The sequence below is a fragment of the Dyella lutea genome (assembly GCF_024158035.1).
GTDB classification, from domain to species: Bacteria; Pseudomonadota; Gammaproteobacteria; order Xanthomonadales; family Rhodanobacteraceae; genus Dyella_A; species Dyella_A lutea.
The window spans coordinates 765,958-791,503 of the sequence record NZ_JAMZEK010000003.1 but is presented as its reverse complement, the minus strand read 5'-3'; the positions used below and the strand labels follow the sequence as shown (position 1 = coordinate 791,503).

Below are 25,546 nucleotides of genomic sequence, written 5' to 3'. Positions count from 1 at the left end.
TTAGGTTCGATCCTGTTCACGCGAAGACGGCCACGGCACCCACCGTGGCCGTCTTCGTTTCTGCCTGCCGAAGCTCAGTGCGAGGCCGGCCGGTAGCTGCCGCCGATCGTGCGCGCGGCGACGTTGATCCGATTCCAGCTGTTGATGGCGACCACCAGCAGCGTCAGGTCGACCAGTGCCTCCTCGTCGAAGTGCTGGCGGGCCTGCTCGTGGAGCGCGTCGGATACCGCCTCTGGCGAGGCCAGCTCGGTCAGCTCCTCGGCCCAGGCCAGCGCGACGCGTTCGCGTTCGCTGTACAGCCGGGTTTCGCGCCAGGCCGGCAGCAGGTGGAGGCGCTGCTCGGTTTCTCCGGCGGATCGGGCGTCCTTGCTGTGCATGTCCAGGCAGAAGGCACAGCCGTTGATCTGCGACACGCGCATCTGCACCAGTTCGATCAGGGCCGGCTCCAGCCGGCCGGCGTCGCGAATGTTCTGGCCCAGGGTGATCAGCGGCTGCATCGAGGCATAGTGGCGTTGGATCGCAAAACGGGTCATGGGAGGCTCCTTGTTGGATGAGTGCGGCCGGAGTGGCCGCTCAGGACAAGGACGCCCGGGTCTCCCGTTTCGTGACTGCCTGCAGCCGGGCCAGCTTGTCCGGATGGCGCAGCGCGTGGACCGCGGCGATCCTCTCGCCATTCGCGTCGGCCTCGATCCACATGGCGGTGCCCAGCCGGTCGCCGTCGTGGATGAGCAGGGCCGGTGCGCCGTTGAGCGTGCACAGTTCGAAGCGGATCGCCTGCCCCACCATCTGGCTGGCGACCTGCAGGTACAGTCGGGCCAGCCGCTCGGCGCCGTACAGCGGCCGCAGCGCCGCGCGCACCACGCCGCCGCCGTCGCTGACGTGAACGGCATCCTCAACGAACAGGGCGCGCAGCGTTTCGAGATCAGGTCGCTGCATCGCAGCCACCAGGCGTTGCAGCAGGCGCTGCTGGGTGGTGGCATCGACGCGGAACCGCGGCCGCCCTTCACGCAGCCGCGCGCGGGCGCGATGCACGCGCTGCCGGCAGGCGTCCTCGGCGATGCCGAGGATCGCCGAGGCCTCACCGTGACGGTAGTCGAACACCTCGGTGAGCAGGAAGGCGGCCCGTTCCTCTGGACTCAGTCGTTCGAGCAGCAGCAGGAACGACAGGCTGAGCGACTCGCTGCGTTCCGCTTCGGCCTCGGGCGGCCCGGCGTCGGTTGGCATCGGCTCGGGCAGCCACGGGCCGGTGTAGTGTTCGCGTTCGGTCCTGGCCCGGCGTAGTCGGTCCAGGGCGAGCCGGGTGGTTACCGTCACCAACCACGCTTCCGGATCGTCGAGCTGGATGCCCTCCTGCGCGTGCCAGCGAAGCCACGCATCGTGCAGGACATCCTCGGCGTCGGCGGGGCTGCCGAGCATGCGGTAGGCCAGTCCGAACAGACGCGGACGGTGTTGCTGGAACAGGGCAGTGCGTGGATCCATGGCGTGAACTCCGAACTCCGGCGACGTGCCACGAGGACGCACGGCGCCCCTCAAACGTGACCGCATCTCCGGCCCCCGGCGGACCATGCGGGAGGCGCGACGCGCACGGCGTTCAGCGGACCAGTGGCCAGGGCGCCAGGAAGACCAGCCAGATGAACACCAACATCGCGGTGTATTTCAGCGCCCGGAACAGCTTCGGATGCTTCCTCTTGAACGCCCGGCTGCGCTCGCGCCCGCGCTGGTTCAGGGCGAACGCGCGGTTGACGAAGCCGACTTTTTCCGCGGCGGTGTCGCTGTTGGGCGAGGCGGTGATCGAACCCATGAACGCGCCGACGCGGTGGTTGATTGCACTCATCCAGCGCGTGCGCAGCGGCCGTTCGACGTCGGCGAACAGGATCACCCGGGTCTGGTCGGTCCTGTTCTCCGCCCAGTGCACGTAGGTCTCGTCGAACACCACGTCCTTGCCGTCGCCCCAGGCGTGCATCTGGCCGTCGACGAAGATGCGGCAGTCGTCCGAATTGGGCGTGATCAGGCCCAGGTGGTAGCGCAGCGAGCCGGCGAAGGGATCGCGGTGCGGATTGAGCTTCGAACCCGGGGGCAGCAGGGCGAACATTGCCGCCTTGACGCTGGGGATGCTGTTGAGCAGGCGCACCGTCTGCGGGCACAGCGCCTCGGCCGAGGCCAGCGGTTCGCCATACCACTTGAGGTAGAAGCGCTTCCAGCCCTGCTTGAAGAAACTGTTGAAGCTGGCGTCGTTGTGTTTTTCCGCCGCGCGGATGTGGCCCTCGTCGAACAATGACAGCGCCTCGGCCCGGATCGCCTGCCAGTTGGCCTGCAGCAGGTCCAGTTGGGGGAAGCCGCGACGGTCGAGGATCGGCGTCGCCGGCACGGCCGAGAAGGCATACATCAACAGGTTGTACGGGGCGAACACCGCCGAGTGGTCGACCAGCTGGCGATCGAAGCGGAGTTTCACGCGCCCGCGCAGGTGCACCAGCAGCACGCAGAGGACGAAGGCGAGCAGCAGGTAGAGGACGATCAGGCGAGGGGTGAACAGGTGCATGGAAGCGGAGATCCGGACGGCAGGCAACAAGGATAGCGCCGCGGCCCGGTCCCGGCGCATGCCGCCACGCCCGGATGCCGCGGCGCCCGGGCGTGGCCTGTGTCAGAGCGCCTCGGAGGCGAAGTCGGCCAGTCGCGAACGCTCGCCCCGGCGCAGGGTGATGTGCGCCGAATGCGCCCAGTCCTTGAACCGGTCCACCGCGTAGGTCAGGCCCGAGGTGGTCTCGGTCAGGTAGGGTGTATCGATCTGCTCCACGTTGCCCAGGCAGACGATCTTGGTGCCGGGACCGGCGCGGGTGATCAGGGTCTTCATCTGCTTGGGAGTGAGGTTCTGCGCCTCGTCGATGATCAGGTAGCGGGACAGGAAGGTGCGCCCGCGCATGAAGTTGAGCGAGCGGATCTTGATGCGCGAGGCGAGCAGGTCGTTGGTGGCCTGGCGGCCCCAGCTGCCTCCTTCTTCCGGGTGCGCCAGCACCTCGAGGTTGTCGGTCAGCGCGCCCATCCAGGGGGTCATCTTTTCCTCCTCCGTGCCCGGCAGGAAGCCGATGTCCTCGCCCACCGAGACGGTGGCGCGGGTCATGATGATCTCGCGGTAGCGCTGCTGGTCCATCACCTGGGCCAGCCCGGCGGCCAGCGCCAGCAGGGTCTTGCCGGTGCCGGCGGTACCGAGCAGGGTGACGAAATCGACGTCCGGGTCCATCAGCACGTTGAGCGCGAAGTTCTGCTCGCGGTTGCGCGCGGCAATGCCCCAGACGCTGTGGTTCGGGTGGCTGTGGTCGTCCAGCAGCACCAGCGTGGCCTGCTCCTCGTCCACCGCCATGACGCGCAGCTCGACACTTTCCTCGCCGGGCAGGAACAGGCACTGGTTGACGTACCAGTCCTCGCCCTCGGCGCGGTCCAGCCGGTAGAAGGTGCGGCCCCGTTCGCTCCAGGATTCGACCTCGGGGTGCTGGTCCCAGAAGTTCTCCGGCAGTTCGGCCGCGCCGGTGTAGAGCAGGGCGAAGTCGTCCAGCGCCTTGTCGTTCTCGTAGTCCTCCGCGTCGATGCCGAAGATGCTGGCCTTGATGCGCAGGTTGATGTCCTTGCTGACCAGTACCACCGGGCGGCCGGGCTGCTGGTCGAGCAGTTCCAGCACTGCGGCGAGGATCAGATTGTCCGCCTTGCCGTGGTTGCTGGTGGCGCGCTGCTGGAAGTACAGCCGGCCGGTCTCCGTGCCGCGCTTCAGATTCACGCCGGAGGGATTGTCCAGCGGCAGGCCGTCCTTGATGCCGTGGCCGTTGCCGCGTTCGATCAGCTCGTTCAGGAAGCGGCTGACCTGGCGGCCGTTGCGGGAGACTTCCGACGCGCCCTTCTTCTTTTCGTCCAGTTCCTCCAGCACCGTCATCGGGATGAAGATGTCGTGCTCCTCGAAGCGGAACAGCGACGTCGGATCGTGCAGCAGCACGTTGGTATCGAGCACGTAGATGCGCTTGCTTCCGGTCATGCGGAAGAAACCTCGCTGGGGGTCTTGGAGGGGAGGGTCATGGAATCAGGCCGGTCCGGCCTAGGTGGTCGGGATCGCGTCCAGCACCGCCTGCGCGTGGCCGGCCACCTTCACGCCGCGCCACTCGGCGGCGAGCCGGCCATCGGGATCGACCAGGAAGGTGCTGCGCACGATGCCCCGGTGCTTCTTGCCGTACAGCGTCTTCTCGTGGATCACGTCGAACGCGTGGCACCAGGTTTCATCGATGTCGGCCACCAGCGGAAAAGGCAATTCCTGCTTGGCGGCGAAGTTGGCGTGGGAGCGGACCGAATCGCGTGAGACGCCGATCACCTGTGCGTTGCGCCCGCGGAATTGCGGATACAGGTCGCGGAACTGCTGCGCTTCGGTGGTGCAGCCGGGCGTGTTGTCCTTGGGGTAGAAGTAGATCACCAGCCACTGGCCCTTCAGGCTCGACAGCTTGAGCTCGGTGTCGTCACCCGTGTGTCCTTTCAGGGCGGGGATTTTCTTGCCGACTTCAGGCATGGGGTCTCCGGCGGCAGCGCAAGGCTGTCGCGCATGTGTTGGGAAAGGGGATGGCCGCGGAGCGCGGCGGAAAAGCGGGGCGGCAAAAACAGGCGGCGGTCAGGGCGTCGCCGCTCGTGCGGCGCTGGTTCCTCGAAGGATGCCCTGACTGCATGGCTGGCCTCGCAAACGTCCCGGGCCAGAGACTAGCGCGTCTGGCGGGGAATGAAAGCCCTTGCCAGACACGCGCGGCGGAGCGATCCTCAGAACTTCACCGGATCCATGATGGCGTCCAGGTTCAGGCTGTCGCACAGCTCCAGGAAATCGTCGCGCAAGGTGGCGATGTGCAGGTCCGACGGGATGCCGATGGTGATCTGCGCCTGGAACATTTCCGCGCCCGTCTGCATCGCCTGGTAGCGCATCGAGCTGAGCTGCTCGACGCTGATCCGGTTGCGATGGAAGAACTCCACGATGCGCACCAGGATGCCGGGACGATCGGCGCTGACCACTTCCACCAGGTAGGGCAGCAGTCGGGAGTCCGGCTCGCGCGGCTGCGTGCGGTAATGGACCAGGTGCAGCTCTTCGTCGCGAGCCAGCTTGGCCAGTGCGTTCTCCAGCTTGGCCAGCGCATCCCAGGCACCACTGGCCACCAGCACCAGGGCACTGTCACCGCCGATGGTGGACACCCGTGCGTCGGACAGGTTGCAGCCAGCGTCGGCGATGCGCCGCGCCAGCGTCAGCAGGGGGCTCTTGCCGGTGGAGGAGAGGGTCTGGATCAGCAGCTGATGGTGGTCGCTGCCGGCGCGGGGGGGAGTACGGTTCAAAGGCTTGCCTGCCTGGCGGGGATCGTCCACGGAACGGGGAATCCCGCGCAACGGCCTTCGAGCTTACTTGCCCGTCGCGCGAGCCCGCAAGTAACATGCTGGACTCGATTTTTGCTGGAAACCTTGCCTTGGACATCCGCGGCAGCATCTGCGCTTTGGCGACGCCGTTCACCCCGGACGGGGCGCTCGATTTGGACGCCTTCGGCCGGCTGCTGGATTACCAGGTCGACGGCGGGACGCAGGCGGTGGTCGTGGCCGGATCCACCGGCGAAGCGCACATGCTCGAGCATGACGAGTTCGACACCCTGCTGTCGTTCGCGGTGCGTCACGTCGGCGGCCGCGTACCGGTCATCGCCGGCACCGGCGAGGCCGGTACGGCCAAGACCGTCGCACTGACCCGGCGGGCCGCCTCGCTCGGCGCGGATGCCGCACTGGTAGTGACACCTTACTACGTGCGTCCCACGCAGGAAGGCCTGCACCGCCACTTCGCCGACGTGGCCGATCATGGCGGGCTTCCGGTGATTCTCTACAATGTGCCCGGCCGCACCGGCTGCGACCTGCTGCCGGAGACTACCGCGCTGCTGCGCGATCATCCGGGCATCATCGGCATCAAGGAAGCGCGTGCCGACGCACAGCGCATTGCGGCGACAGCGGAACTTGCGCGTTCGGATTTCGTCTATCTGTCCGGCGACGACGGTACGGCGGCCCAGGCCATGCTCGGCGGTGCCGCGGGAACGATCTCGGTGGTGGCCAACCTGGTGCCGGCGGTGTTCCGCGAGTTGTGCGACGCGGCGACGGCCGGCCGGGCGGACGCGGCGAATGCCGTCGATGCCAGGCTGGCTCCGCTGGTGGACGCGCTGAACGGCGCGCCCAACCCGATCGCGGTGAAGTCGGCGCTACCCTGGCTCGGCCTCGGCAGTGCGACGCCCCGGCTTCCCCTGGTCGAACTGGCCGAGGGCGCGGTACGCGATCAAATTCGCCAGGCGTTGATCCGCCTGGCTCCCTTGGCCGTCGCCGCCTGACCCAGGCGACACGAACCTCCCACGGAAAACCATTACATGAAGAAAACCTCGCTTGCTGTGGCCTTGCCGGCCTTGCTTCTTTCCGGGCTCATGCTCTCGGGCTGCGGCATGTTCCGCTCGCACAAGGCCTGGGATACCGCCAAGCAGGAGTCTCCGCTGGAGATCCCGCCGGGGATGGATACGCCCTCGGCCAGCGAGGCGTTGGTGATCCCGCCTCCGGGTGCCAACCAGCCGACTGCCAACGGTGCGACCGCGGCTACCCAGAGTGGTGCTGCGACCATCACCGATGGCTTCGTAGTGAGCGGCGATGTCGAGACCGCCTACCAGCGTGTCGGGCAGGTGCTCGATGCGGGGGACATTGGCCAGGTGACCGCGCGTGACCCTTCGAGCCACAGCTTCACCGTGACGGTGATGGCCGGCGCCAAGGTGGCGAAAAAGCGCGGCTTCTTCGGCCGCATGTTCCATGGCAACGACGAGGGCGAGAGCTCGCGCGCGACGGCACAGCAGGTGCTGGTGACGGTGAGCGCGAGCGGCCAGAAAGGCAGCGAGGTGCGCGCGCAGGGTTCGGCTCCGGCCGTGGCGAAAGTGGTCGATGGCCTGAGGGCCAAGCTCGGCGGTTGATTCGCCGAGGAGCCGTAACGAAAAAGCCGCCCTGCGGGGCGGCTTTTTTGATGGGCGGGATGACCGACTTTCGTCCCTGGAGTGGTCAGCGCTCAAGCAGGTCGATCTTGTTCGGCTTGCCTTCCCAGGCCTTGGCGTCGGCCAGGGCGTCCTTGCGCTCGGTGATGACCGGCCAGCTCTTGGCCAGGTCGGCATTGAGCTGCACGAAGCCCTCCTGTCCGGCCGGAACATCGTCTTCCGGATAGATGGCGTTGATCGGGCACTCCGGCTCGCAGAGGGTGCAGTCGATGCACTCGTCCGGGTCGATCACCAGGAAATTCGGGCCTTCGTGGAAGGCGTCGACGGGGCAGACCTCAACGCAATCGGTGTACTTGCACTTGATGCAGTTGTCGGTGACGACAAAGGTCATGCGGGGAAGAATTCCGTCGAGGAGACAGGCAAGACGGCCTGACTGAAGTGGCGCTCCCTACGAGGTTCGAACTCGTGTTCCCGCCTTGAGAGGGCGGTGTCCTAGGCCACTAGACGAAGGGAGCGTTCTGACTCAGAGCGCGCTAGTATAGCGAAATTGTTGCAGCCGGCAATGCCTTTTTACGGCATTCGCCGGCTATATCTCCCGCGCCTCAGCCCGGGGCGGTTCGGGTACCGTGCGCCGCCGCGCGCGGTATGCCTCGCGTGCGGCGTGGGTTAGGCTTCCGGGCTTCACGATCGGCAGGGACTGTGACCGCTTGAACCACGAAACAGGGACCGACGGCATGCCTGCGCTGCGGATCATTCCGCGCGACCAGCATGTGATTTCCCGCAAGAACATCAGCAAGGCCGCGCTGCGGGTGCTTTATCGCCTCAACGAAGCTGGCTACGACGCATACCTCGTTGGCGGCGCCGTCCGCGATCTTCTGCTCGGCGGCCATCCCAAGGACTTCGACGTGGCGACCAGTGCCACGCCCGACGAGGTCAAGAAGCTCTTCCGCAACTGCCGGCTGATCGGTCGGCGTTTCCGCCTGGCACACGTCGTGTTCGGCCCGGAGATCATCGAGGTCGCCACGTTCCGCGGCACCGGCGAGGAAGACGGTGAAGGCGATCGCCACATCGTCGACGGCCGCATCGTGCGGGACAACGTCTGGGGAACGATCGAGGAGGACGCGGTGCGCCGCGACTTCCGTGTCAACGCGATGTACTACGACATCAGCGATTTCTCCGTGCGCGATTACGTCGGCGGCATGCAGGACGTGCAGGACAAGGTGCTTCGGTTGATCGGCGATCCGGTCACGCGCTACCGCGAGGACCCCGTACGCATGCTGCGCGCCGCCCGCCTGGCGGCCAAGCTGGGCTTCCGCATCGACGAGGCCGCCGCGGCGCCGTTCGAGAGCCTGGGGCCGCTGCTGACCGAGGCCGCGCCGGCCCGGCTGTTCGACGAGTCGCTCAAATTGTTCCTGGCCGGGCACGGGCTCAAGAGTTTCCGCATGCTCGAACAGTGCGGGCTGCTCCGGTTCCTGTTCCCGTCGACTGCACGGGCATTGAAGGGCGGAGACCGGGCGCTGCGCGCCCTGGTCGAGCGTGGCCTGGCGAACACCGACGCACGCGTGGCCGAGGGCAAGTCGGTGACGCCAGCCTTTCTGTTTGCCGTGCTGCTGTGGGGCGAAGTGCGCGATCGTGCACAGGAACTGGTTGCTGGCGGCATGGACCTCTCCGAGGCTTGGGCGCGGGCAGCGGCCCACGTGGTCGGCGAGCAGTGCCAGCGGGTGGCGATCCCGCGGCGATTCACGCTCACCATGGAGGAGATCTGGGCGCTCCAGCCGCGCTTCGAACAGGTGCAGCGCAAACGGGTGCTCAGGCTTCTCGCGCAGCCACGGTTCCGTGCGGCGTTCGATTTCCTGCTGCTGCGGGCCGAGGAGTCGTCGGCAATGCGCGAGCTCGGCCTGTGGTGGGATCACGCCCAGCAGCTCCCGGTCGACGTGCTCGCTGCCGCGTTGCCCGCCGGTAGCGGGACGCAGGGAGCGGACCTGGTCACAACGACCAGCGCGCGTCCTCCGCGCAAGCGCCGCCGTAGGCGAAAGCCCGGCGGACACTCCGGCTCCGCATGAGCGAGGCCGCCGCCAGGGACGCCTATGTGGCATTGGGCAGCAACCTGGGGGATTCACGCGCCACGCTTGTCGGCGCGGCCGAGGCGTTGGCTGCTTTGCCGGGCAGTCGGCTGGCGGGCATCTCCCGCATCTACCGGACGCCGCCATGGGGGCGGCGCGATCAGCCGGACTTCCTCAATGCCGTCGTGCGCCTGCGCACGACGCTGGAGCCGCATGATCTGCTCGATGCACTGATGGCGATCGAGCGCCGGTTCGGCCGCACGCGCGACGGCGAGCGCTGGGGGCCGCGCACGCTCGATCTCGATCTGCTGCACGTGGACGGCGTGGTGCTGGACGAGCCGCAGCTGACCCTCCCGCATCCGCGGATGGGCGAGCGCGCCTTCGTGTTGCTGCCCCTGGCCGACCTGGCGCCTGAACTGGAGTTGCCGGGGCAGGGGCGGGTGGCCGAACTGCTGCGGCGGGTGGATGCCGGTGGATGCGAGCCGGTCGACTGAAGCGCGTGCTGCACTGCGGCGTCGAGGGTTTATGATGGTCGGCCCGCGGCGGGTTCCGGTATCGATCCGGACGGCCGTTCGAACAGGAAACACTCCGTGTACGTGCAAAACGCCAGTGCCTCGGACCGTAAGCCGGTGACCGTCCCGTCCCTGCGCGCGATGAAGACCGAGGGTCGCCGCATCGTCATGCTCACCGCCTATGACGCCAGCTTCGCGCACCAGCTGGAGATGGCCGGCGTCGACGTCGCCCTGGTCGGAGACTCCCTCGGCATGGTGGTTCAGGGCCATGCCAGCACCCTGCCGGTGACGCTCGACCAGATGGTCTACCACACCGCGGCGGTATCCCGCGGGCTGCGTGCCACGCTGCTGGTGGCCGACCTGCCGTTCATGAGCGACCGCGATACGGCACATGCGCTGGAGGCGGGCGCCCGGCTCGTGGGCGAAGGCAACGCCGCGATGGTGAAGATCGAGGGCGGGGCCCCGCACGTGCTGGAGGCGATCAACGCGCTGTCGGTCCGCGCGATTCCGGTCTGTGCGCACCTGGGCCTTACTCCGCAATCGGTGCATAAGTTCGGCGGCTTCCGTATCCAGGGGCGCGAGGAGGCTGCCGCCGCGCGGGTACTGGATGAGGCGCGCGCGGTCGAGGCTGCCGGTGCCGAACTGCTGGTGCTCGAGGGGATGCCGGTGGCGCTCGCCGAACGCATTACCGCTGCGGTGTCGATTCCAACCATCGGTATCGGTGCAGGCCCCCACTGCGATGGCCAGGTACTGGTGCTGCACGATCTGCTGGGCGTCACGCCCGGCAAGCGACCGAAGTTCAGCAAGGACTTCCTGCAGGGACGCGATTCGGTGTCTGCCGCGATCTCGGCGTTCGTCGACGAGGTGCGCAGCGGCGCCTTTCCCGCTCCCGAGCACTGCTTCAACTAAAGGCCACTTCGATGCAAACCGTGCATGATGCCGGCGCGCTGCGTGCTGTCGTACGCGGCTGGCGTGCCGCCGGCCAGACCGTGGGCTTCGTGCCCACCATGGGCAATCTCCACGCCGGGCACTTCTCGCTGGTGCGGCTGGCTCGGGCGCGCGCCGACCGCGTCGTCGCCAGCGTGTTCGTGAACCCCACGCAATTCGGCCCGAGCGAGGATTTCTCCCGCTATCCGCGAACGCTGGTGCAGGACCAGGCCGGACTGGCCGAACATGACTGCGACCTGCTGTTCGCGCCGGACGTGGCGACCATGTATCCCTACGGTGCGGAGCACACGGTGCGGCTCAGCGTGCCGCAGATCACCGAGACGCTGGAAGGCGCGCATCGCCCCGGTCATTTCGATGGCGTGGCCACCATCGTGTGCAAGCTGTTCAACCTGGTGCAGCCGGATCTGGCCGTGTTCGGCCAGAAGGATTTCCAGCAGCTGAAAGTGATCGAGCGCATGGTGCGCGACCTGGCGCTGCCGGTAAAGGTGATCGCCGCACCCACCCAGCGCGCCGCGGACGGCCTGGCGCTGAGTTCGCGCAACCAGTACCTGAGCGAGGCCGAGCGTGCGCTGGCGCCGCGGATCCACCAGGTGCTGGTGCAGATGCGCGACATGCTTGGCAAGGGACATGCGCCGAAGGTGCTGGAGCAGGCAGCGGCCGGGCAGCTCGAGCGTGCCGGTTTCGTTCCCGACTACGTCGCCATCCGCCGCGTGGACGATCTGGCCGAGCCGGAGGCGGGCGAGCGCGCCGGCCTCGTCGGCCTGGTCGCAGCGCGGCTGGGGAGCACCCGCCTGATCGACAACTTGCTGTTCGACGGAACCGCCCCCACGTGAACGATTCCGACTGGTCGTGTTGCAGTGCACGGCCGGCGACTCGATAATTGAGAGCTACGCAGGCCGTACCTGCTGGAAAGTGATGCCATGCAACTGAACATGCTCAAGGCCAAGATCCACCGCGCGACGGTGACCCATGCCGAGCTCCATTACGAAGGTTCGATCGCGATCGACAGCCTGCTGCTCGAAGCGTCGGGCATCCGCGAGTACGAGCAGATCCACGCCTGGAACATCAACAACGGCAAGCGGTTCGTCACCTACGCACTGAAGGCGGAGGCCGGCTCGGGCATCATTTCGGTGAACGGCAGCGCCGCGCATCGCGCGCAGCCGGGCGACCTGATCATCATCGCCGCGTTCAGCCAGTTGTCCGAGGCCGAGGCCGAGGCGCACCAGCCGATGCTGGTCTACGTGGATGCGAAGAACGCGATCTCGCATACCAACCGCTCGATCCCGACCCAGATGGCCGCCGCCTGAGGCGACGACCCGCGGTTCACGCACGCGGCGTCAGCAGCGTGCCCTGATGGAACACCGCCTTCCAGCCATCGACCGTGCGGCGCCATAGCGTCGTGCGACGGCTGCCGCGCTCCTCCTGCCACAGCACATAGGTCAGCAGGTAGAGGCTCGGCGATAGCGGATGGCATTCGAATGCCTCCGTGCGCCAATGCTCCTTCGGCGGATGCGCGACGCGCTGGCTCAGCACGTCCAGCACCTCGGCCCGACTGTAGCGTTGTCCCGATGCGCCGATCTCCCAGAACATCTCCTCGGTGATCTGCTCGCCATCGGCCGGTCCGGCGCCCGACTCGGGCCGATGGAAGATCGGCTCGCGTTCGCGCAGCTCGGCCAGCACGTCTTCCAGCCGCGGCATGGTCTTCATCGTGTCGCTCATCGGTTACCTCGTTTCGTCCTGCCGGACCAGCGCCCAGGCCACGTGTTCGCGCACCAGGTCCGATGGATGGTCTGCGCGCGCCAGCAGTGCGGCCCGCGCCGCGTCGGACCGCGGTGCGTTGCCCAAGGCTACCGCGATATTGCGCAGCCAGCCCTCGTAGCCGGTGCGGCGGATCGCCATACCTTCGGTCCGCTGCAGGAATTCCTCCTCGCTCCAGGCGAACAGTTCGACCAGCTTGCTGCCATCGAGCCGATGCCTTGGCGCGAAATCCGGTTCGGTCGTCGCCTGCGCGAACTTGTTCCAGGGGCATACCAGCTGGCAGTCGTCGCAGCCGAAAATGCGATTGCCGATCGGGGCGCGGAGCTCCTCCGGGATGCTGCCTTTCAGCTCAATGGTCAAGTAGGAGATACAGCGTCGTGCGTCGAGTCGGTAGGGCGCGACGATCGCCTGGGTCGGGCAGATGTCCAGGCAGCGCCGACAGCTGCCGCAGTGCTCGCTGGCCGGCGTGTCGACCGGTAACGGAAGATCGGTGTAGAGCTCGCCGAGAAAGAAATACGAACCGGCACGGCGATGGATCAGCACGGTGTGCTTGCCGATCCAGCCCAGGCCGGCATTGCGTGCCAGTGCCTTTTCCAGCACCGGTGCAGAGTCGACGTAGGCGCGGTAGCCGAAATCGCCGATCTCCGCGCGGATGCGGTCGGCCAGTCGCTGCAGCCGCTGGCGCAGCAGCTTGTGGTAATCGCGTCCGAGCGTGTAGCGCGAGATGTAGCCGAGTTCGCCGTCCTCGATCACCGACCAGGCGCGGTCAATGTCCGGAGGTGCGTAGTCCATGCGCACCGAGATCACCCGCTGCGTTCCCGGCTCCAACTCGTCCGGTCGACTCCGCTTGGCGCCGTGGCGGGCCATGTAGTCCATCTCTCCGTGGTGGCCGTCGGCCAGCCAGCGCTGCAGATGGGTCTCGTCCTTGGCCAGGTCCACGCCGCTGATGCCAGCGTCGGCAAAGCCGAGGTCGCGCGCCCATCGTTTGATCGAGTGGGCCAGCAGGGCGTAGTCGATGGCGGGAGCCGGGCTTTGCATGTGGCTAGTCTAAATCGCCGCGGTCCCGCGGCCTGCCTATAATCCGCCGATGAATGCACCGGACCCCCGTCACGCGCTCTACACCGTCGACCAGGTGCGCGCCCTCGATCGGCATGCGATCGAGGTGCTCGGCATCCCCGGCTTCGAACTGATGCGCCGGGCCGCAGCCGCGGCGCTGGCCTGCCTTCGTCGGCGCTGGCCGCAGGCGCGTCGGGTGGCGATCTGGTGTGGGCCGGGCAACAACGGCGGCGATGGCTATCTGCTGGGTGTGCTGGCCCGCGAGGCGGGCATGCTGGTCGAGCTGGTTGCCGCGTCCGGCAAGGCCGCCGGCGATGCGCTTAGGGCCCGCACCGCCTTCGAATTCGCCGGTGGACGCGTACATCTGCTCGAAGACATGGCCGCATGGCCCGAGGTCGACGTCCATGTGGATGCGCTCTATGGCAGTGGGCTGAACCGGGCACCCGACTTGCCGGTGGCCGAGCTTATCGAGCGCATCAACAGCAGCGGTCGGCCGGTGCTGGCGCTGGATGTTCCTTCGGGCCTCGATGCCGATCTCGGCGTCTGCCCCGGCTCGGCGGTCCGGGCGACGACGACGGTCTGCTTCATCGCCGCCAAGCGCGGCCTTTACACCGGCGTCGGTCCTGACGTGGTCGGCAAGCTGGAGCTGGATACGCTGCAACTGCCGGATGCCCTGTGGGAAAGCCAGCCGCCCGCGGCTCTGTTGCTGCGTCCCGATGCGCTGCCGCCGCGTCATCGCAGTGCGCACAAGGGCGATAGCGGCCACCTGCTTGTCGTCGGCGGCGAGCAGGGCATGGCCGGAGCGATCCGGCTGTGCGGTGAGGCTGCCTTGCGCGCCGGCGCAGGGCTGGTCAGCGTGGCCACGCAGATCGGACACGTGCCGGCACTCAACGCCGGACGCCCGGAGCTTATGGCGCACGGAGTGAGCGGACCGCAGGCGCTGGAGCCGCTGCTCGAGCGCGCCGACGTGCTGGCGGTCGGTCCGGGGCTTGGTCAGGCTGCCTGGGGGCATGCGCTGTGGCTCACCTCGCTCGACTCCGGCCGGCCGCTGGTGCTCGACGCCGACGGACTGAACCTGCTCGCCCGCGAACCACGTCGCTTCGACCGTGCAGCCGTGCTGACTCCGCATCCCGGCGAGGCCGCGCGTCTGTTGGGAACGGATGTCGCCACCGTGCAGTCGGATCGTTTCGCCGCGACACGCGAACTGGCCGGTCGTTTCGGTGCGGTGGTGGTCCTCAAGGGGGCCGGCAGTCTCGTCGCGCATCCGGACGGGCGGTTGGCGGTCTGTCCCTGGGGGAACCCGGGGATGGGCGCGGGAGGGATGGGCGACGTGCTGACCGGGGTGATTGGCGCGCTGCTCGCACAGGGTGCGACGGCGTGGGAAGCCGCGTGTCTGGGGGTGGGTCTGCACGCGCGCGCCGGGGATGCTGCCGCGCTGGAGGGCGAACGAGGGATGGTCGCCGGTGACCTGATGGCGCCCCTGCGACGGCTCTCCAACGGACTGGCTGCTCATGCTTGAGCGCACCTTCGTGCTGCCCGACGAGGCGGCCACGCAACGGCTGGCTGCGCGCGTAGGGGCGGCTATGGAGCGTGGAGCGGTGTTTCATCTCAGCGGTGAACTGGGCGCTGGCAAGAGCAGTTTTGCGCGCGCATTGCTGCAGGCGCTGGGGGTGACCGGGCGGATCAAGAGCCCGACCTACAGCCTGGTCGAAAATTATCCGCTCGAACGCGGCCAGGCCTGGCACCTGGATCTCTATCGCATTGCCGACCCGGACGAATTGCAGTGGCTCGGGGTGGACGCGCTGGGTGAGCCGGATGCGGTGGTGCTGATCGAGTGGCCACAGCATGGGCGGGGCGCGATTCCGTCTCCCGATGTCGAGCTTGCGCTGGCCTATGCCGGAACCGGGCGCCACGCCCGGTTGAGCGCACATACTGCCCGCGGCGAGCGACTGCTGGAACGCCTGGATCCCGGCGTCGAGGCGCCGGCGCAGACGCACGGCTGACGCTAAGCTTGTGTTTTTCCAAGGGATTCGCCTGTTCCTCTGGTTTCGGATATCCGCCAGAAAAAGCGTGGGTTGCCGCGGTATTCTGGACACATCCTGACAAATGCGGTGCAGGTTGCGGATATCCAAAGGAAAAGTGCTTGCAATCGCACGTAGGCTGCGATTGAATCCAAGCCCATGAGGGCATCCTTGTTCAGGTTCGGCTTGTGCGCGCTGGTGGCTGCGGCTGCCGGTCTGTCATCGCCCGTCCGCGCAGCGGAAATCCGCGGTGCACGGGTCTGGGCCGGACCCGAGTACACCCGGGTGGTGTTCGATCTCAGCGGCCCGGTCCGTTACGGCATCACGCCCCGCGGCGATCAGGTCCGGGTCGATCTCGGCAATGACCGCCTCGCGTCGGCCTTCGAAAAGCCCGCGGCCCAGGGGCTGTTCAAGGGCGTCACGGCGCATCGTCGTGGCGGCAAGCTGGAGCTTTTGGCGGATGTCTCGGCCGGCACCACGCCCAAGAGTTTCATGCTGAAGCCGGGTGGCGGTTACGGCTATCGCCTGGTTCTGGACCTTTATCCGAAGAGCGTTGCCAAGGCCCCCGATGCAAAGGCTTCCGCACCCGCGACGCGGGTAGCTGTGGCCACGGTCACCAAGGCGGACAAACGCGAAGTGCTGACGCTGCGCCAGGTGGCCGAGCAGATGGGCGGCGAACGCAAGGTCGTCGTGGCGGTGGACGCCGGCCATGGCGGCGTCGATCCTGGCGCGCACGGTCCGCATGGCACCCTGGAAAAAAACGTGACGCTCGCGGTGGCGCGCAAGCTGGCGGCGCTGATCGACAAGCAGCCCGGCATGCAGGCGGTGCTGACGAGGGACGGCGACTACTTCATCCCGCTCAAGCGCCGTTACGAGATCGCGCGCGAGAAGAACGCCGACCTGTTCGTCTCGATCCACGCCGACGCCTTCAGGAACGGCGACGCCAAGGGCTCTTCCGTGTGGGTGCTGTCCTCCCGCGGCAAGAGCACCGTGGCGGCGCGCTGGCTGGCCGATCGCGAGAACAGCTCCGACCTGATCGGTGGCGTGTCGCTGGCCTCCGAGGACGACAGCCTCGCCTCGGTGCTGCTGGACATGCAGCAGGGCTGGGCGGTGCAGGCCAGCGAGTCCATCGCCGGCAACGTGCTCAAGGCGCTGGGCAAGCTCGGGCCTACCCACCGCGGCTACGTGGAGCGCGCCAACTTCGTGGTGCTCCGCTCGCCGGACGTACCCTCGATCCTGGTCGAGACGGCGTTCATCAGCAATCCGTCCGAGGAGCGCAAGTTGCGCGATCCCGAGCACCAGACCGAATTGGCCGAAGCGGTGATGGGTGGCGTGCGCAACTATTTCGAGACCACGCCGCCACCCGGCACCTGGTTCGCTGCGCAGGCGGCACGCCGCAATGGCACCCTGCTGGCTTCGGCGCAAGCAACCGATGCGCCGGTGGGCAAGCGCGCGGACGACTCGGTACAGGACATGCACAAGGTCGCCCGCGGCGAGAGCCTGGGAAGCATCGCCAGGCAGTACGGCGTCAGCGTCGGCGCGTTGAAGAGCGCCAACCGCATCAGCGGCAGTGGCGACACGCTGCGTGCCGGCTCGGTGCTGACGATTCCGGCGAGCTGAGCTTCCGGCGCCTTCTCGCTTCCGGACCCCTCGCGTAAGCTACGCGGATGCCTGTGATCCGCGTACTTCCCCCCGAACTGATCAACCAGATCGCCGCCGGCGAGGTGATCGAGCGTCCGTCATCGGTCGTCAAGGAGCTGGTCGAGAACAGCCTCGATGCGGGCGCGTCACGCGTCGAGGTGGACATCGAGCAGGGCGGGGCGCGGCTGATCCGCGTGCGCGACGATGGCGTGGGCATCGCGCCGGACGAGTTGCCGCTCGCGGTCGCCTCGCACGCTACCAGCAAGATCGGCAGCTTCGACGATCTCGAACATGTCGCCAGCATGGGGTTCCGTGGCGAGGCGCTGGCCTCGGTGTCTTCGGTGGCGCGCTTTGCGCTGACCTCGCGCCAGCGTGACGCCGATGCCGCGTTCCGCGTCGAGGTCGATGGCGGCCGGCTGCAGGCGGCGCGTCCCGCGCAGCATCCGCCCGGCACCAGCGTCGAGGTGCGCGACCTGTTCTACAACGTGCCGGCGCGCCGGAAATTCATGCGCGCCGAACGCACCGAGTTCGCGCACATCGACGATCTGATGAAGTCGCTGGCGCTGGCCCGCAGCGGTGTGGAGTTCCGCCTCAGCCACAACGGCAAGCCGGTCCGCGTTTGGAAGGCCGCGCGCGACGAGCAGGCGATGCTGGTGCGGGTCGCCGACGTGCTGGGCGAGAACTTTCCCGCGCAGAGTCTGCATCTGGATCATGCGGCTGCCGGCATGCGACTGTCGGGCTGGGTCGGTCTTCCCACCGCGTCGCGCGGGCAGGCCGATTCGCAGTTCTTCTACGTCAACGGTCGGCTGGTACGCGATCGCGTTGTGGCCCACGCGGTGCGGCAGGCGTATGCGGACGTGCTGTTCCATGGTCGCCATCCGGCTTTCGTGCTGTACCTGGAGCTGGATCCCGCCGGTGTCGACGTGAACGTGCATCCAGCCAAGCACGAGGTGCGCTTCCGCGAGCAGCGGCTGGTCCATGATTTCCTGTTCCGCAGCCTGCATGAGGCGCTGGCGCAGACGCGGGCGGGGCAGGCGGCCGAGGCGGCGGACCAGCCCGCGGCTGCGCCGATGCCATTCCGCGCGCCGGCTTCGTCCGGCTTGGGCAGCTGGCCGAGCCAGGCCAGCCAGAGCCGGTTGAGCCTCGGCGTGCGCGACGAGCCCCTGGCCGGTTACGCCGCCCTGCTGGGCGAGGGGAGCCCGATGCCGCTGGATCGACCGGTGCCCATGCCGTTGCCGGCGATGGCCGACTCTGATCCGGAGCGTGCGCCGCCCCTGGGTTACGCGCTGGCGCAGCTGAAAGGGAGCTACGTGCTGGCCGAGAACGAGCACGGCCTGGTGCTGGTGGACATGCACGCCGCGCACGAGCGGATCACCTACGAGAAGCTCAAGGCGGCCCGGGAAGGCAATCACCTGCGCTCGCAGGTCATGCTGGTGCCGCTCAATCTCGCGATCAGCGCGAAGGAGGCCGCCGCCGCCGAAGAGCACGGAGAGGCCTTGGCGGCCTGGGGGCTGGAGCTTTCGCGCAGCGGTCCGTCCTCGGTCGTGGTGCGCCGGATCCCGGCGCTGCTCGAAGGCGCCGACGTGGAACAGCTGACCCGCGACGTGCTCGCCGAACTGGCCCTGCATGGCAGTTCGCGGCGTCTGCAGGAGCTGGAAAACGAGCTGCTCTCCACCATGGCCTGCCACGGCTCGGTTCGCGCGGGCCGTCGGCTGACGATTCCCGAGATGAACGCCTTGCTGCGCGAGATGGAAGCGACCGAGCGCTCCGGCCAGTGCAACCATGGGCGTCCCACCTGGACCCAGCTCGGACTAGGCGAGCTGGACAAGCTGTTCCTGCGGGGACGCTGACGCCGGATTGCCCCCATCCGTGCGGGCTAGCCATACTCGTGGCTTCCCCACCCAGGTCGACCGCCCGATGATGCGACGTCTTCCGCTTGCCCTCGCCCTCGCCCTTGTCCTCGGAGTTTCCGCCGTGCACGCCACCGAACCTTCCGCCTCCCACCAGCCCTCTGCCACGCAGGTGGTGATGCAGGTCGAGCAGTGGCGCGCCGATCGCATCAAGCGACTCACCGCGCCGGACGGCTGGCTCAGCCTGATCGGGCTAGAATGGCTGCACGAGGGCGCCAATCGGGTCGGCGCGGCTGCCGATAACGACATCGTGCTGAAGGCAGGGCCGGATCATCTTGGCGTGGCGACCCTCACGGCGGATGGCACGGTGCGCTTCACCGCGACACCCGGCAGCGGAGCCGTCATCGACGGCAAGCCGGCGTCCGGTGCGGTGCTGGTCGACGACGTGCATGCGGGCGAGGCCGGCCCCACCACGGTGCACTTCGGCAGCGCCAGCTTCTACGTGATCGACCGCGAAGGGCGCAAGGGCCTGCGCGTGAAGGACCCGCAGGCTGAAACCCGCACGCATTTCCTCGGGATCGACTATTTCCCGATCAACCCGTCATGGCGGATCGTGGCCGACTGGGTGCCGTTCCATCCCGTGCACACGCTGGAGATCGGCACCGCGATCGGCACCATCGACAAGGTCGAGGTGCCGGGCAAGGCAGTGTTCCATCGTGAGGGCAGGACCTTCGAGCTGCTTCCCTACCAGGAAGAACCCGGCGGCGAGCTGTTCTTCGTGATGGCCGATCGCACCTCGGGCAAGGAGACCTACGGCGCGGCACGCTTCCTCTATGCCGCGCTGCCGGCGGGCGGCCTGGACAAGCCGGGCGCGGTGGTGCTGGATTTCAACCGCGCCTACAACCCGCCGTGCGCGTTCACGCCGTTCGCAACCTGCCCGCTGGCACCGCCGGAAAACCGGCTGGACATCGCAGTGACCGCCGGCGAGAAGAAATACGCCGGCGGTCACCACTGAGGCCTGCGTCCCCGTGAGGAGCCCGCTTGCGGGCGATGCTCCTGGCTCTGATGCCGCAGCAATGCGAAAAGCATCGCCCGCGAGCGGTATCTACAGGGGAGCGCGAGGCACTCAGCGGCCCTTGAACTCAGGCCTGCGCTTGTCGAGGAACGCTCCGGTGCCCTCGCGCATGTCCTCGGTGGAGAACACCAGGGCAAAGCCCTGGGTCTCGAATTCAAGGCCCTGGTCCAGCCCTGCCTCGCCGCCCTGCAGTACCGCATCGAGAATGCCGGCCGCCGCCAGCGGTGCGGCCGCGGCGAGCTGGTCGGCCAGCGCGGTGACCGCCTCGTCCAGCGCTTCCGGTGCGACCACCCGGTTCACCACCCCCAGTTCGTAGGCGCGCTGCGCGGAAATCGGCGCGCCGGTCAGGCACAGTTCCAGAGTCGCGCTGCGGCCGGCCAGGCGCAACAGGCGCTGGGTGCCGCCGAAGCCAGGGATCAGGCCGAGGTTGATCTCCGGCTGGCCGAACTTCGCCTTCTCGCTGGCGATCCGCAGGTGGCAGGCCATCGCCAGTTCCATGCCGCCGCCGAGCGCGAAACCCTGGATGCGTGCGATCACCGGCTTGCCGAGGCGTTCGATCAGGCTCATCAGTCGCTGGCCGGTGCGCGAGAAGCCCTGCGCCTGCACCGGCGTGTAGCCGTTCATTTCGGCGATGTCGGCACCCGCCACGAAGGCCTTCTCCCCGCTGCCCGCCAGTACCACCACGCGCACGGAATCCTCCTGCGCGGACTGGGTGAAGGCCAGGGTGAGCTCGTTGAGGGTCTCACGGTTCAATGCGTTGAGCTTGTCCGGACGAGCCACGGTGATGGTGCGGACGGCGCCGCGATCGGCGACTTCGATGTTGCGGTAGGCCATGGCTTGAACCTGCTTGAAGGAAAAGCGCCGATGGTAGCAGCGGGAACCTTTGACGCCCCCCGGAATCTCATGCGGGGCCAGTCAATCGCCGAGGCCCTGCACGGGGCCGACGTCGGGCAGTAGCATGCGGGACTGGCGTCACGATCCGGAGGATGGCATGGGCAAGTGGGCAGGACTGTTGGCAGGATTCGGGCTGATTGGTGCGGTGCATGCGCAGCAGGCTCCCAAGTCCCCCGCGCCCGTGCCCGCGATCGACAAGTCCAAGCTGTCCTATGCGATCGGTTACCAGATCGGCAGCCAGTTCGCCGATGGCCAGCCGGCAGTCGACCTGCCGACGTTGCAGCGTGCTATTGCCGACGCCTACGCCAAGCGCCAGCCGTCCGTCCCGACGGCGGAGATGCGTTCCCAGCTGCGGGCGCTCGATGAGCAGATGCACGCCAACGCCGTGGCCGAGTTCAAACGCATCGCCGAAGCCAACGAACGCAAGAGCGAGCAGTTCATGGCGCACAACCGGGCCCAGCCAGGGGTGGTGCAGTTGCCCTCGGGCGTGCAGTACGCGGTGATCTCCAAGGGCGACGGCGGCGCCAGTCCCACGGTGGACAGCAAGGTCACGGTCAACTATCGCGGCATGCTGATCGACGGCACCGAGTTCGACAGCACCTGGGCCCACGGCCAGCCGGCCTCGTTCACGGTCAAGAGCGTGATCCCTGGTTGGCGTGACGTGATACCGCGCATGCACGTTGGTGATCGCTGGAAAGTGGTGATTCCGCCACGCCTGGCCTACGGCGAACGTGGCGCATTGCCCAGGATCGGCCCGAACGAGGCGCTGGTTTTCGACATCCAGTTGCTGAGCGTCGATTCTCCCTGATCTGCGGGGCGTCGCAGGCGCTATCATTGGCGGCCATGCCGAACGATCCCCGCGCTTCATTTTCCAACACCCCGCTGACCCCTTGTACCGGTGTATGCCGGCTGGATGGACGCGGTTACTGTCTGGGATGTCAGCGCTCGATGGGGGAGATTGCCCGCTGGGGCAGCATGCCCGATACGGAGCGGCTCTACCTGATGCGTGTGGTGCTGCCCACCCGCAAGGCGTCGTGATGGAAGGGATCTGGCACGAGCTGGCACCCGCGCTCGTGCCGCTGGCCGAGCCGCCGCAGCCGCCGGGATGGAACCACGTGCAGATGAGCGAGCTGCTCGGCTCGGTCGAGCGCCGGCCGGCCGCCGTGCTGGTCGGGGTGCGCGAAGGCGTGGATCCCCGGGTGGTGCTGACCGTGCGTACGGCGCACCTCGCCTCGCACGCCGGGCAGGTGGCGTTTCCGGGCGGCGGCAGCGATCCGGTAGATCGCGACGTGATTGCCACCGCGCTGCGCGAGAGCCGGGAGGAGATCGGACTGGATCCCGGCCATGTCTCGCCACTCGGTTTTCTCGACATGTTCGAGACGATCAGCGGCTACTGCGTGACCCCGGTGGTGGCCCGGATCGCCGAGCAGGCGGTGCTGGCACCGGCGCCGGACGAAGTGGCCGAAGTGTTCGAGGTGCCACTGTCATTCTTCCTGGAACCGGCCAACCTGCGTCGCTACACGATGGAATACCGCGGTCATCGCCGGCCGATGGTGGAATTTGTCCACGGGGGACACCGCATCTGGGGTGCCACCGCGGCGATGCTTCTGAATCTCCTGCAGAGGATGGGTCGGGCATGAGCTTTTCCACACCGCTGATCGACGTCGCCGGGTTGGCCGGCATCCCGGCCGGCGAGGTCATGATCTTCGACTGCCGCGTCGACCTGGCCGATCCGACCAAGGGGCGGCGCGACTTTCTTGCTGGCCATATTCCCGGTGCGGTCTATGCCGATCTCGACCACGACCTGTCCGACCTATCGCGGCAGTCCGGAGGGCTGGGCCGGCACCCTCTGCCCAGTGCGGCGGCGTTTTCCGCCGCGCTGGGGCGCTGGGGCTGGCGACCGGATCTCCCGGTGGTCTGCTACGACGCAGGCAACGGTGCGCTGGCTGCGGCCCGCCTCTGGTGGATGTTGCGCGCAGTCGGTGCGCAGGCCGTAGCCGTGCTCGATGGCGGCTTGGCCGCCTGGCTGACGGCGGGACAGCCACTGGAGGCCGGCGAGCCGGCAGCGCGCGCGCCGACCCACGTGGAGATCACCTTCGAACCGTCAATGATCGTCGACCACGCCGGTGCGGCGGATGCCGCATCGACGGGGAACCTGGTCGACGCCCGGGCCGAGCCGCGTTATCGCGGCGAGGTAGAGCCACTCGACCGCGTAGCCGGCCACGTGCCGGGCGCCCTGAACCGTCCGTTTGCCAGCAACCTCGAGCCGGACGGCCGATTCAAGCCGGTCGCGGTGCTGCGGGAGGAATGGCTGGCGCTGCTTGGGGGGCGCGATCCCGCCGCGGTCGTCCACATGTGCGGCTCAGGCGTCACGGCGATCCACAACATGCTCGCGATGGAGCGGGCAGGGCTCGGTGGCTCGCGGCTCTATCCGCCCTCGTGGAGCGGCTGGATCAGCGATCCTTCGCGGCCGGTCGCGATCGGGTAGCCGGTCACTTCTTGCCCAGGCGCGCGACCAGAGCCTGCAGCACCGCCTGGGTCTCCGGCCGGAAGAAACCGTCGACGAATGCATCCAGCGGCAGCGCGTCGATGTCGGCATAGGCTTCGGCCATGTCGGCCCGCGCCAGCGCGCGGGTGGCCAGCATCGCGTGGGCCGGCAGGGCGGTAAGCTCGCGCAGCCAGAACAGCGCCCGCGTCGTCACCTGGTCGATGGCGGTGGTTTCGTCGACGAAGCCGCAGGCCAGCGCATCCTTCGATTCGATCATCGCTCCGGCCACCAGCAACCGCTCGGCGCGGTAGGCGCCGACCACCCGGCGCAGGGCAAACTGGATGCAGTCCGGTACCACCAGGCCGACCTGGACCTCGTTGAGGCCGATCTTGAACGGACCCTCCGCCATCACCCGGTAGTCGCAGAACAGCGAGAGTACCGCGCCTCCGGCCGGGCTGTGGCCGGTGATCGCGGCGACGACCGGGATCGGCGAGCGTGCGAGCACGCCGCAGGTGGCGAAGAACTCGCGCCAGAATGCGCGCACCTCGGCGCGCTCGCGCCCCATCAGGGCCGGCACGTCGACGCCGGCGGAAAACATGCCCGGGTTTCCGGACAGCACGATGCCACGGGCACCACTCCCGGTCGCTTCGGTGATGGCCTGCTGAAGTGCGACCAGCAAATCGCGGTTCAGCGCGTTGACCGGCGGTCGCGCCAGCTGGATCTCGACGAGATGGTCGTGGGAAATGCGGTTGAGCATGACGGCTCCGGTGGTTCGGTTATTGCGGCTGGACGTCGGAGGTCCACGTGTATCGCACGGCATAGTCGAGCGTCGCCCTGCCGTTGGCCGGGACCTTGACGGCGAAGCTCAGCGTGTCTGGAGTGATGTCCTCGGGTTTCTGGCTGGACGAGACCAGAGCCCAGGTGCGCCACCGCGATGGATGCTCGCGCACGGTGACGATGCGGGCTTCGTCGCCTGCATTGGTGAGGGTGAGCCGGAACGCCTCGTCCATGGTGCGGCCATGGCGATCCACGTGGAAGGCGGTGCGCTCGCGCTTCACCCGCAGGTCGAATGCGTTGCCCAGGGTGAGCGTGACCTTGCCGCCCCTGGGGGTGTCTTCCACCCGGCCCTCGCCGATCACCTGCGCTGTGCCGTGGGCGTCGTCGGCGAGCACCCGCAGGTAACCGGCCGGCAGGCTGTCGAAGGCGTCGAAGGTCAGGGTGCTGGTGACCTGCTCCTGGCCACCGGGGTTGAAGTCCGGCTGGATCATCGGCATCGGTGGCTGGTAGGCGTTGCCGGTTTCGTACAGCGCAGTCCGCTCGCACGACACCGTGCGCGTCGCATACAGCGGCAGCAGGCTCACTGTGCCGTCGGGAAGATCGACCGAAGCAGGCAGGTGGAAGCTGCGATAGTCCGCAAGGGTGGACTGCTCCGGCATGTCGCGTGCCGCCTTGGCGCTGAAGGCCATCACTCGCGGTCCCGAGGCGTTCGGCTTGGCCAGGCTCGGTTCGCCGGCGATGAGGGTGAGGTCGGCGTCGTGCCAGTCGCTGCCGCTGCGGTTGGCCACGCTGGCGCGCGACTCCAGCGTCATGCGGCAAGCACCCCCCGGCGCCAGCGTGCCGATGTAGGAAGCACGCCAGCCCAGGCCGGCGGTGACGAAACCGAGCTGCGCCTGCGTTGGGCCACCATGCCGGGCGTCGACGCGCAGATCCAGTCGTGCACCGCGCTGGATCGGTCCGGTGGCGCGAACGGCAGCGTAGTCGTGCACCAGCACCGTTGCATCGCCCTGACGCAGCTCGAGGCCGCCACGGGCGGAGAGCAGCTTGCCGCTGGCCAGCACATTGCCGTTGGCGCCGAGCACGTCGATGTCGCGACCGACCAGGTCCGACAGGCCGGACGACTCGCCCTGCACCAGGCGCAGCCGCTGCGATACCACACGGGCTGCGGCGTCCCTGAAGTGGAGCGACAGGGCTTCCAGGTCGAGAAACTGCGGCAGGCCGCCGAGACTGACGTCCTGCTTGCCGGACGTCAGATCGAGCCGCCGTGGCTCGCGCACCATGGCGTAGCCGCTATTCACCGGTGCGCCATCGTTGTTGAACAGCGAGGCGTCGTCGCTGCGGTAGACGGTGATCGAGGTCGCATCCGTCGCGGTGGCCTGAGCGCAGGCGCAGGCAAGGATGCCGAGGGCTATCAGGGAGAGGCGGAATGGGCGCACCGTTCGAGCTCCTTTCGTGG

The 25,546-nt window shown here is 67.9% G+C and carries 28 protein-coding genes and 1 tRNA gene; 16 read left to right on the top strand and 13 right to left on the bottom strand.

Annotation, left to right across the window (positions count from 1 at the left end; all coding sequences use genetic code 11):
* Window positions 1-74: 74 nt before the first annotated feature.
* From NC595_RS15955 to NC595_RS15930, 6 genes are all read right to left on the bottom strand, one after another.
* A complete protein-coding gene (locus NC595_RS15955; protein ID WP_253568092.1) occupies window positions 75-533 on the bottom strand; it encodes a carboxymuconolactone decarboxylase family protein in 459 nt (152 codons plus the stop codon).
* 40 nt (window positions 534-573) lie between these two features.
* Window positions 574-1,479: an RNA polymerase sigma factor SigJ gene (gene sigJ / locus NC595_RS15950; RefSeq protein WP_253568090.1), complete on the bottom strand. Its 906-nt coding sequence runs from the start codon at window positions 1,477-1,479 to the stop codon at window positions 574-576.
* Window positions 1,480-1,591: 112 nt separating this feature from the next.
* Complete coding sequence (locus NC595_RS15945; RefSeq protein ID WP_343214917.1) at window positions 1,592-2,515, bottom strand: aspartyl/asparaginyl beta-hydroxylase domain-containing protein; 924 nt, start codon at window positions 2,513-2,515, stop codon at window positions 1,592-1,594.
* Window positions 2,516-2,641: 126 nt separating this feature from the next.
* Window positions 2,642-4,021, bottom strand: a complete 1,380-nt coding sequence (locus NC595_RS15940) for a PhoH family protein (RefSeq protein WP_253568086.1) — start codon at window positions 4,019-4,021, stop codon at window positions 2,642-2,644.
* A gap of 60 nt (window positions 4,022-4,081) precedes the next feature.
* Window positions 4,082-4,543: a peroxiredoxin gene (locus NC595_RS15935; RefSeq protein ID WP_253568084.1), complete on the bottom strand. Its 462-nt coding sequence runs from the start codon at window positions 4,541-4,543 to the stop codon at window positions 4,082-4,084.
* Window positions 4,544-4,785: 242 nt separating this feature from the next.
* Window positions 4,786-5,376 (bottom strand): glycine cleavage system transcriptional repressor, encoded by a 591-nt coding sequence (locus tag NC595_RS15930; protein ID WP_017460910.1) that lies wholly within the window; start codon window positions 5,374-5,376, stop codon window positions 4,786-4,788.
* Between the two features lie 65 nt (window positions 5,377-5,441).
* Between NC595_RS15930 and dapA the strand changes: the two genes are divergently transcribed.
* Together dapA and NC595_RS15920 are read left to right on the top strand one after the other, a co-directional pair.
* Window positions 5,442-6,368 (top strand): 4-hydroxy-tetrahydrodipicolinate synthase, encoded by a 927-nt coding sequence (gene dapA / locus NC595_RS15925; protein ID WP_253568082.1) that lies wholly within the window; start codon window positions 5,442-5,444, stop codon window positions 6,366-6,368.
* 36 nt (window positions 6,369-6,404) lie between these two features.
* The gene (locus tag NC595_RS15920; RefSeq protein WP_253568080.1) at window positions 6,405-6,989 is read left to right on the top strand and encodes a hypothetical protein; all 585 of its coding nucleotides are present in this window, start codon (window positions 6,405-6,407) and stop codon (window positions 6,987-6,989) included.
* An 85-nt stretch (window positions 6,990-7,074) separates the two neighbouring features.
* Here NC595_RS15920 and fdxA read toward each other — a convergent pair whose 3' ends face one another.
* Together fdxA and NC595_RS15910 are read right to left on the bottom strand one after the other, a co-directional pair.
* Entirely contained in the window at window positions 7,075-7,398 is a 324-nt protein-coding gene (fdxA, locus tag NC595_RS15915) for a ferredoxin FdxA (protein ID WP_017460907.1), read from the bottom strand.
* A gap of 48 nt (window positions 7,399-7,446) precedes the next feature.
* Window positions 7,447-7,522, bottom strand: a tRNA-Glu gene (locus NC595_RS15910).
* A 219-nt stretch (window positions 7,523-7,741) separates the two neighbouring features.
* Between NC595_RS15910 and pcnB the strand changes: the two genes are divergently transcribed.
* The 5 genes from pcnB (at window position 7,742) to panD (ending at window position 11,837) form a co-directional block, all read left to right on the top strand.
* Window positions 7,742-9,070: a polynucleotide adenylyltransferase PcnB gene (pcnB, locus tag NC595_RS15905; protein ID WP_253568078.1), complete on the top strand. Its 1,329-nt coding sequence runs from the start codon at window positions 7,742-7,744 to the stop codon at window positions 9,068-9,070.
* Window positions 9,067-9,564 carry a 2-amino-4-hydroxy-6-hydroxymethyldihydropteridine diphosphokinase gene (folK, locus tag NC595_RS15900; RefSeq protein WP_253568076.1) on the top strand — a complete coding sequence of 166 codons (498 nt, stop codon included), beginning with the start codon at window positions 9,067-9,069 and terminating at the stop codon, window positions 9,562-9,564. Before pcnB ends, folK begins: the two co-directional genes overlap by 4 nt.
* Window positions 9,565-9,660: 96 nt before the next feature.
* Window positions 9,661-10,491 carry a 3-methyl-2-oxobutanoate hydroxymethyltransferase gene (gene panB / locus NC595_RS15895; RefSeq protein ID WP_253568074.1) on the top strand — a complete coding sequence of 277 codons (831 nt, stop codon included), beginning with the start codon at window positions 9,661-9,663 and terminating at the stop codon, window positions 10,489-10,491.
* Window positions 10,492-10,502: 11 nt separating this feature from the next.
* Window positions 10,503-11,363 (top strand): pantoate--beta-alanine ligase, encoded by an 861-nt coding sequence (gene panC / locus NC595_RS15890; protein WP_253568072.1) that lies wholly within the window; start codon window positions 10,503-10,505, stop codon window positions 11,361-11,363.
* A gap of 87 nt (window positions 11,364-11,450) precedes the next feature.
* A complete protein-coding gene (panD, locus tag NC595_RS15885; protein ID WP_253568070.1) occupies window positions 11,451-11,837 on the top strand; it encodes an aspartate 1-decarboxylase in 387 nt (128 codons plus the stop codon).
* A 16-nt stretch (window positions 11,838-11,853) separates the two neighbouring features.
* On the opposite strand, the gene NC595_RS15880 is transcribed toward panD, so the two are convergent.
* Together NC595_RS15880 and queG are read right to left on the bottom strand one after the other, a co-directional pair.
* A complete protein-coding gene (locus NC595_RS15880; protein WP_253568068.1) occupies window positions 11,854-12,249 on the bottom strand; it encodes a nuclear transport factor 2 family protein in 396 nt (131 codons plus the stop codon).
* A 3-nt stretch (window positions 12,250-12,252) separates the two neighbouring features.
* Entirely contained in the window at window positions 12,253-13,326 is a 1,074-nt protein-coding gene (queG, locus tag NC595_RS15875) for a tRNA epoxyqueuosine(34) reductase QueG (RefSeq protein WP_253568066.1), read from the bottom strand.
* A 49-nt stretch (window positions 13,327-13,375) separates the two neighbouring features.
* Here queG and NC595_RS15870 point away from each other — a divergent pair, with 49 nt between their 5' ends.
* From NC595_RS15870 to NC595_RS15850, 5 genes are all read left to right on the top strand, one after another.
* Window positions 13,376-14,863, top strand: a complete 1,488-nt coding sequence (locus tag NC595_RS15870; protein ID WP_253568064.1) for an NAD(P)H-hydrate dehydratase — start codon at window positions 13,376-13,378, stop codon at window positions 14,861-14,863.
* The gene (gene tsaE, locus NC595_RS15865; RefSeq protein ID WP_253568062.1) at window positions 14,856-15,347 is read left to right on the top strand and encodes a tRNA (adenosine(37)-N6)-threonylcarbamoyltransferase complex ATPase subunit type 1 TsaE; all 492 of its coding nucleotides are present in this window, start codon (window positions 14,856-14,858) and stop codon (window positions 15,345-15,347) included. The genes NC595_RS15870 and tsaE overlap by 8 nt, the downstream gene beginning before the upstream one ends.
* A gap of 177 nt (window positions 15,348-15,524) precedes the next feature.
* Entirely contained in the window at window positions 15,525-16,985 is a 1,461-nt protein-coding gene (locus tag NC595_RS15860; protein ID WP_253568060.1) for an N-acetylmuramoyl-L-alanine amidase, read from the top strand.
* Window positions 16,986-17,032: 47 nt separating this feature from the next.
* Window positions 17,033-18,856, top strand: coding sequence for a DNA mismatch repair endonuclease MutL (gene mutL, locus NC595_RS15855; RefSeq protein WP_253568058.1), 1,824 nt, complete (start codon window positions 17,033-17,035; stop codon window positions 18,854-18,856).
* Between the two features lie 70 nt (window positions 18,857-18,926).
* A complete protein-coding gene (locus tag NC595_RS15850; RefSeq protein ID WP_253568353.1) occupies window positions 18,927-19,871 on the top strand; it encodes a DUF1684 domain-containing protein in 945 nt (314 codons plus the stop codon).
* Window positions 19,872-19,982: 111 nt separating this feature from the next.
* Here NC595_RS15850 and NC595_RS15845 read toward each other — a convergent pair whose 3' ends face one another.
* Window positions 19,983-20,765 (bottom strand): enoyl-CoA hydratase/isomerase family protein, encoded by a 783-nt coding sequence (locus tag NC595_RS15845; protein WP_253568056.1) that lies wholly within the window; start codon window positions 20,763-20,765, stop codon window positions 19,983-19,985.
* 157 nt (window positions 20,766-20,922) lie between these two features.
* Between NC595_RS15845 and bamJ the strand changes: the two genes are divergently transcribed.
* The 4 genes from bamJ to NC595_RS15825 are packed head-to-tail and all read left to right on the top strand — an operon-like array spanning window position 20,923 to window position 23,313.
* Window positions 20,923-21,633 carry a BamJ family beta-barrel-assembly machinery protein gene (gene bamJ, locus NC595_RS15840; protein WP_253568054.1) on the top strand — a complete coding sequence of 237 codons (711 nt, stop codon included), beginning with the start codon at window positions 20,923-20,925 and terminating at the stop codon, window positions 21,631-21,633.
* Window positions 21,634-21,668: 35 nt separating this feature from the next.
* Window positions 21,669-21,863: a DUF1289 domain-containing protein gene (locus NC595_RS20400; protein WP_256489274.1), complete on the top strand. Its 195-nt coding sequence runs from the start codon at window positions 21,669-21,671 to the stop codon at window positions 21,861-21,863.
* A complete protein-coding gene (locus tag NC595_RS15830; RefSeq protein ID WP_253568052.1) occupies window positions 21,863-22,465 on the top strand; it encodes a CoA pyrophosphatase in 603 nt (200 codons plus the stop codon). The genes NC595_RS20400 and NC595_RS15830 overlap by 1 nt, the downstream gene beginning before the upstream one ends.
* Window positions 22,462-23,313 (top strand): sulfurtransferase, encoded by an 852-nt coding sequence (locus NC595_RS15825; protein WP_253568050.1) that lies wholly within the window; start codon window positions 22,462-22,464, stop codon window positions 23,311-23,313. The genes NC595_RS15830 and NC595_RS15825 overlap by 4 nt, the downstream gene beginning before the upstream one ends.
* A 4-nt stretch (window positions 23,314-23,317) precedes the next feature.
* On the opposite strand, the gene NC595_RS15820 is transcribed toward NC595_RS15825, so the two are convergent.
* Together NC595_RS15820 and NC595_RS15815 are read right to left on the bottom strand one after the other, a co-directional pair.
* A complete protein-coding gene (locus NC595_RS15820) occupies window positions 23,318-24,070 on the bottom strand; it encodes an enoyl-CoA hydratase/isomerase family protein (RefSeq protein WP_253568048.1) in 753 nt (250 codons plus the stop codon).
* A 19-nt stretch (window positions 24,071-24,089) separates the two neighbouring features.
* Window positions 24,090-25,526, bottom strand: a complete 1,437-nt coding sequence (locus NC595_RS15815) for a DUF4139 domain-containing protein (RefSeq protein ID WP_253568046.1) — start codon at window positions 25,524-25,526, stop codon at window positions 24,090-24,092.
* Window positions 25,527-25,546 lie beyond the last annotated feature (20 nt).

Coding starts and splice junctions, on each gene's coding strand:
- NC595_RS15955 (WP_253568092.1), bottom strand. CDS start 533: ATGACCCGTTTTGCGATCCAACGCCACTATGCCTCGATGCAGCCGCTG.
- sigJ (WP_253568090.1), bottom strand. CDS start 1,479: ATGGATCCACGCACTGCCCTGTTCCAGCAACACCGTCCGCGTCTGTTC.
- NC595_RS15940 (WP_253568086.1), bottom strand. CDS start 4,021: ATGACCGGAAGCAAGCGCATCTACGTGCTCGATACCAACGTGCTGCTG.
- NC595_RS15935 (WP_253568084.1), bottom strand. CDS start 4,543: ATGCCTGAAGTCGGCAAGAAAATCCCCGCCCTGAAAGGACACACGGGT.
- dapA (WP_253568082.1), top strand. CDS start 5,442: ATGCTGGACTCGATTTTTGCTGGAAACCTTGCCTTGGACATCCGCGGC.
- NC595_RS15920 (WP_253568080.1), top strand. CDS start 6,405: ATGAAGAAAACCTCGCTTGCTGTGGCCTTGCCGGCCTTGCTTCTTTCC.
- fdxA (WP_017460907.1), bottom strand. CDS start 7,398: ATGACCTTTGTCGTCACCGACAACTGCATCAAGTGCAAGTACACCGAT.
- pcnB (WP_253568078.1), top strand. CDS start 7,742: ATGCCTGCGCTGCGGATCATTCCGCGCGACCAGCATGTGATTTCCCGC.
- folK (WP_253568076.1), top strand. CDS start 9,067: ATGAGCGAGGCCGCCGCCAGGGACGCCTATGTGGCATTGGGCAGCAAC.
- panC (WP_253568072.1), top strand. CDS start 10,503: ATGCAAACCGTGCATGATGCCGGCGCGCTGCGTGCTGTCGTACGCGGC.
- panD (WP_253568070.1), top strand. CDS start 11,451: ATGCAACTGAACATGCTCAAGGCCAAGATCCACCGCGCGACGGTGACC.
- NC595_RS15880 (WP_253568068.1), bottom strand. CDS start 12,249: ATGAGCGACACGATGAAGACCATGCCGCGGCTGGAAGACGTGCTGGCC.
- queG (WP_253568066.1), bottom strand. CDS start 13,326: ATGCAAAGCCCGGCTCCCGCCATCGACTACGCCCTGCTGGCCCACTCG.
- NC595_RS15870 (WP_253568064.1), top strand. CDS start 13,376: ATGAATGCACCGGACCCCCGTCACGCGCTCTACACCGTCGACCAGGTG.
- tsaE (WP_253568062.1), top strand. CDS start 14,856: ATGCTTGAGCGCACCTTCGTGCTGCCCGACGAGGCGGCCACGCAACGG.
- NC595_RS15860 (WP_253568060.1), top strand. CDS start 15,525: ATGAGGGCATCCTTGTTCAGGTTCGGCTTGTGCGCGCTGGTGGCTGCG.
- mutL (WP_253568058.1), top strand. CDS start 17,033: ATGCCTGTGATCCGCGTACTTCCCCCCGAACTGATCAACCAGATCGCC.
- NC595_RS15850 (WP_253568353.1), top strand. CDS start 18,927: ATGCGACGTCTTCCGCTTGCCCTCGCCCTCGCCCTTGTCCTCGGAGTT.
- NC595_RS15845 (WP_253568056.1), bottom strand. CDS start 20,765: ATGGCCTACCGCAACATCGAAGTCGCCGATCGCGGCGCCGTCCGCACC.
- bamJ (WP_253568054.1), top strand. CDS start 20,923: ATGGGCAAGTGGGCAGGACTGTTGGCAGGATTCGGGCTGATTGGTGCG.
- NC595_RS20400 (WP_256489274.1), top strand. CDS start 21,669: ATGCCGAACGATCCCCGCGCTTCATTTTCCAACACCCCGCTGACCCCT.
- NC595_RS15830 (WP_253568052.1), top strand. CDS start 21,863: ATGGAAGGGATCTGGCACGAGCTGGCACCCGCGCTCGTGCCGCTGGCC.
- NC595_RS15825 (WP_253568050.1), top strand. CDS start 22,462: ATGAGCTTTTCCACACCGCTGATCGACGTCGCCGGGTTGGCCGGCATC.
- NC595_RS15820 (WP_253568048.1), bottom strand. CDS start 24,070: ATGCTCAACCGCATTTCCCACGACCATCTCGTCGAGATCCAGCTGGCG.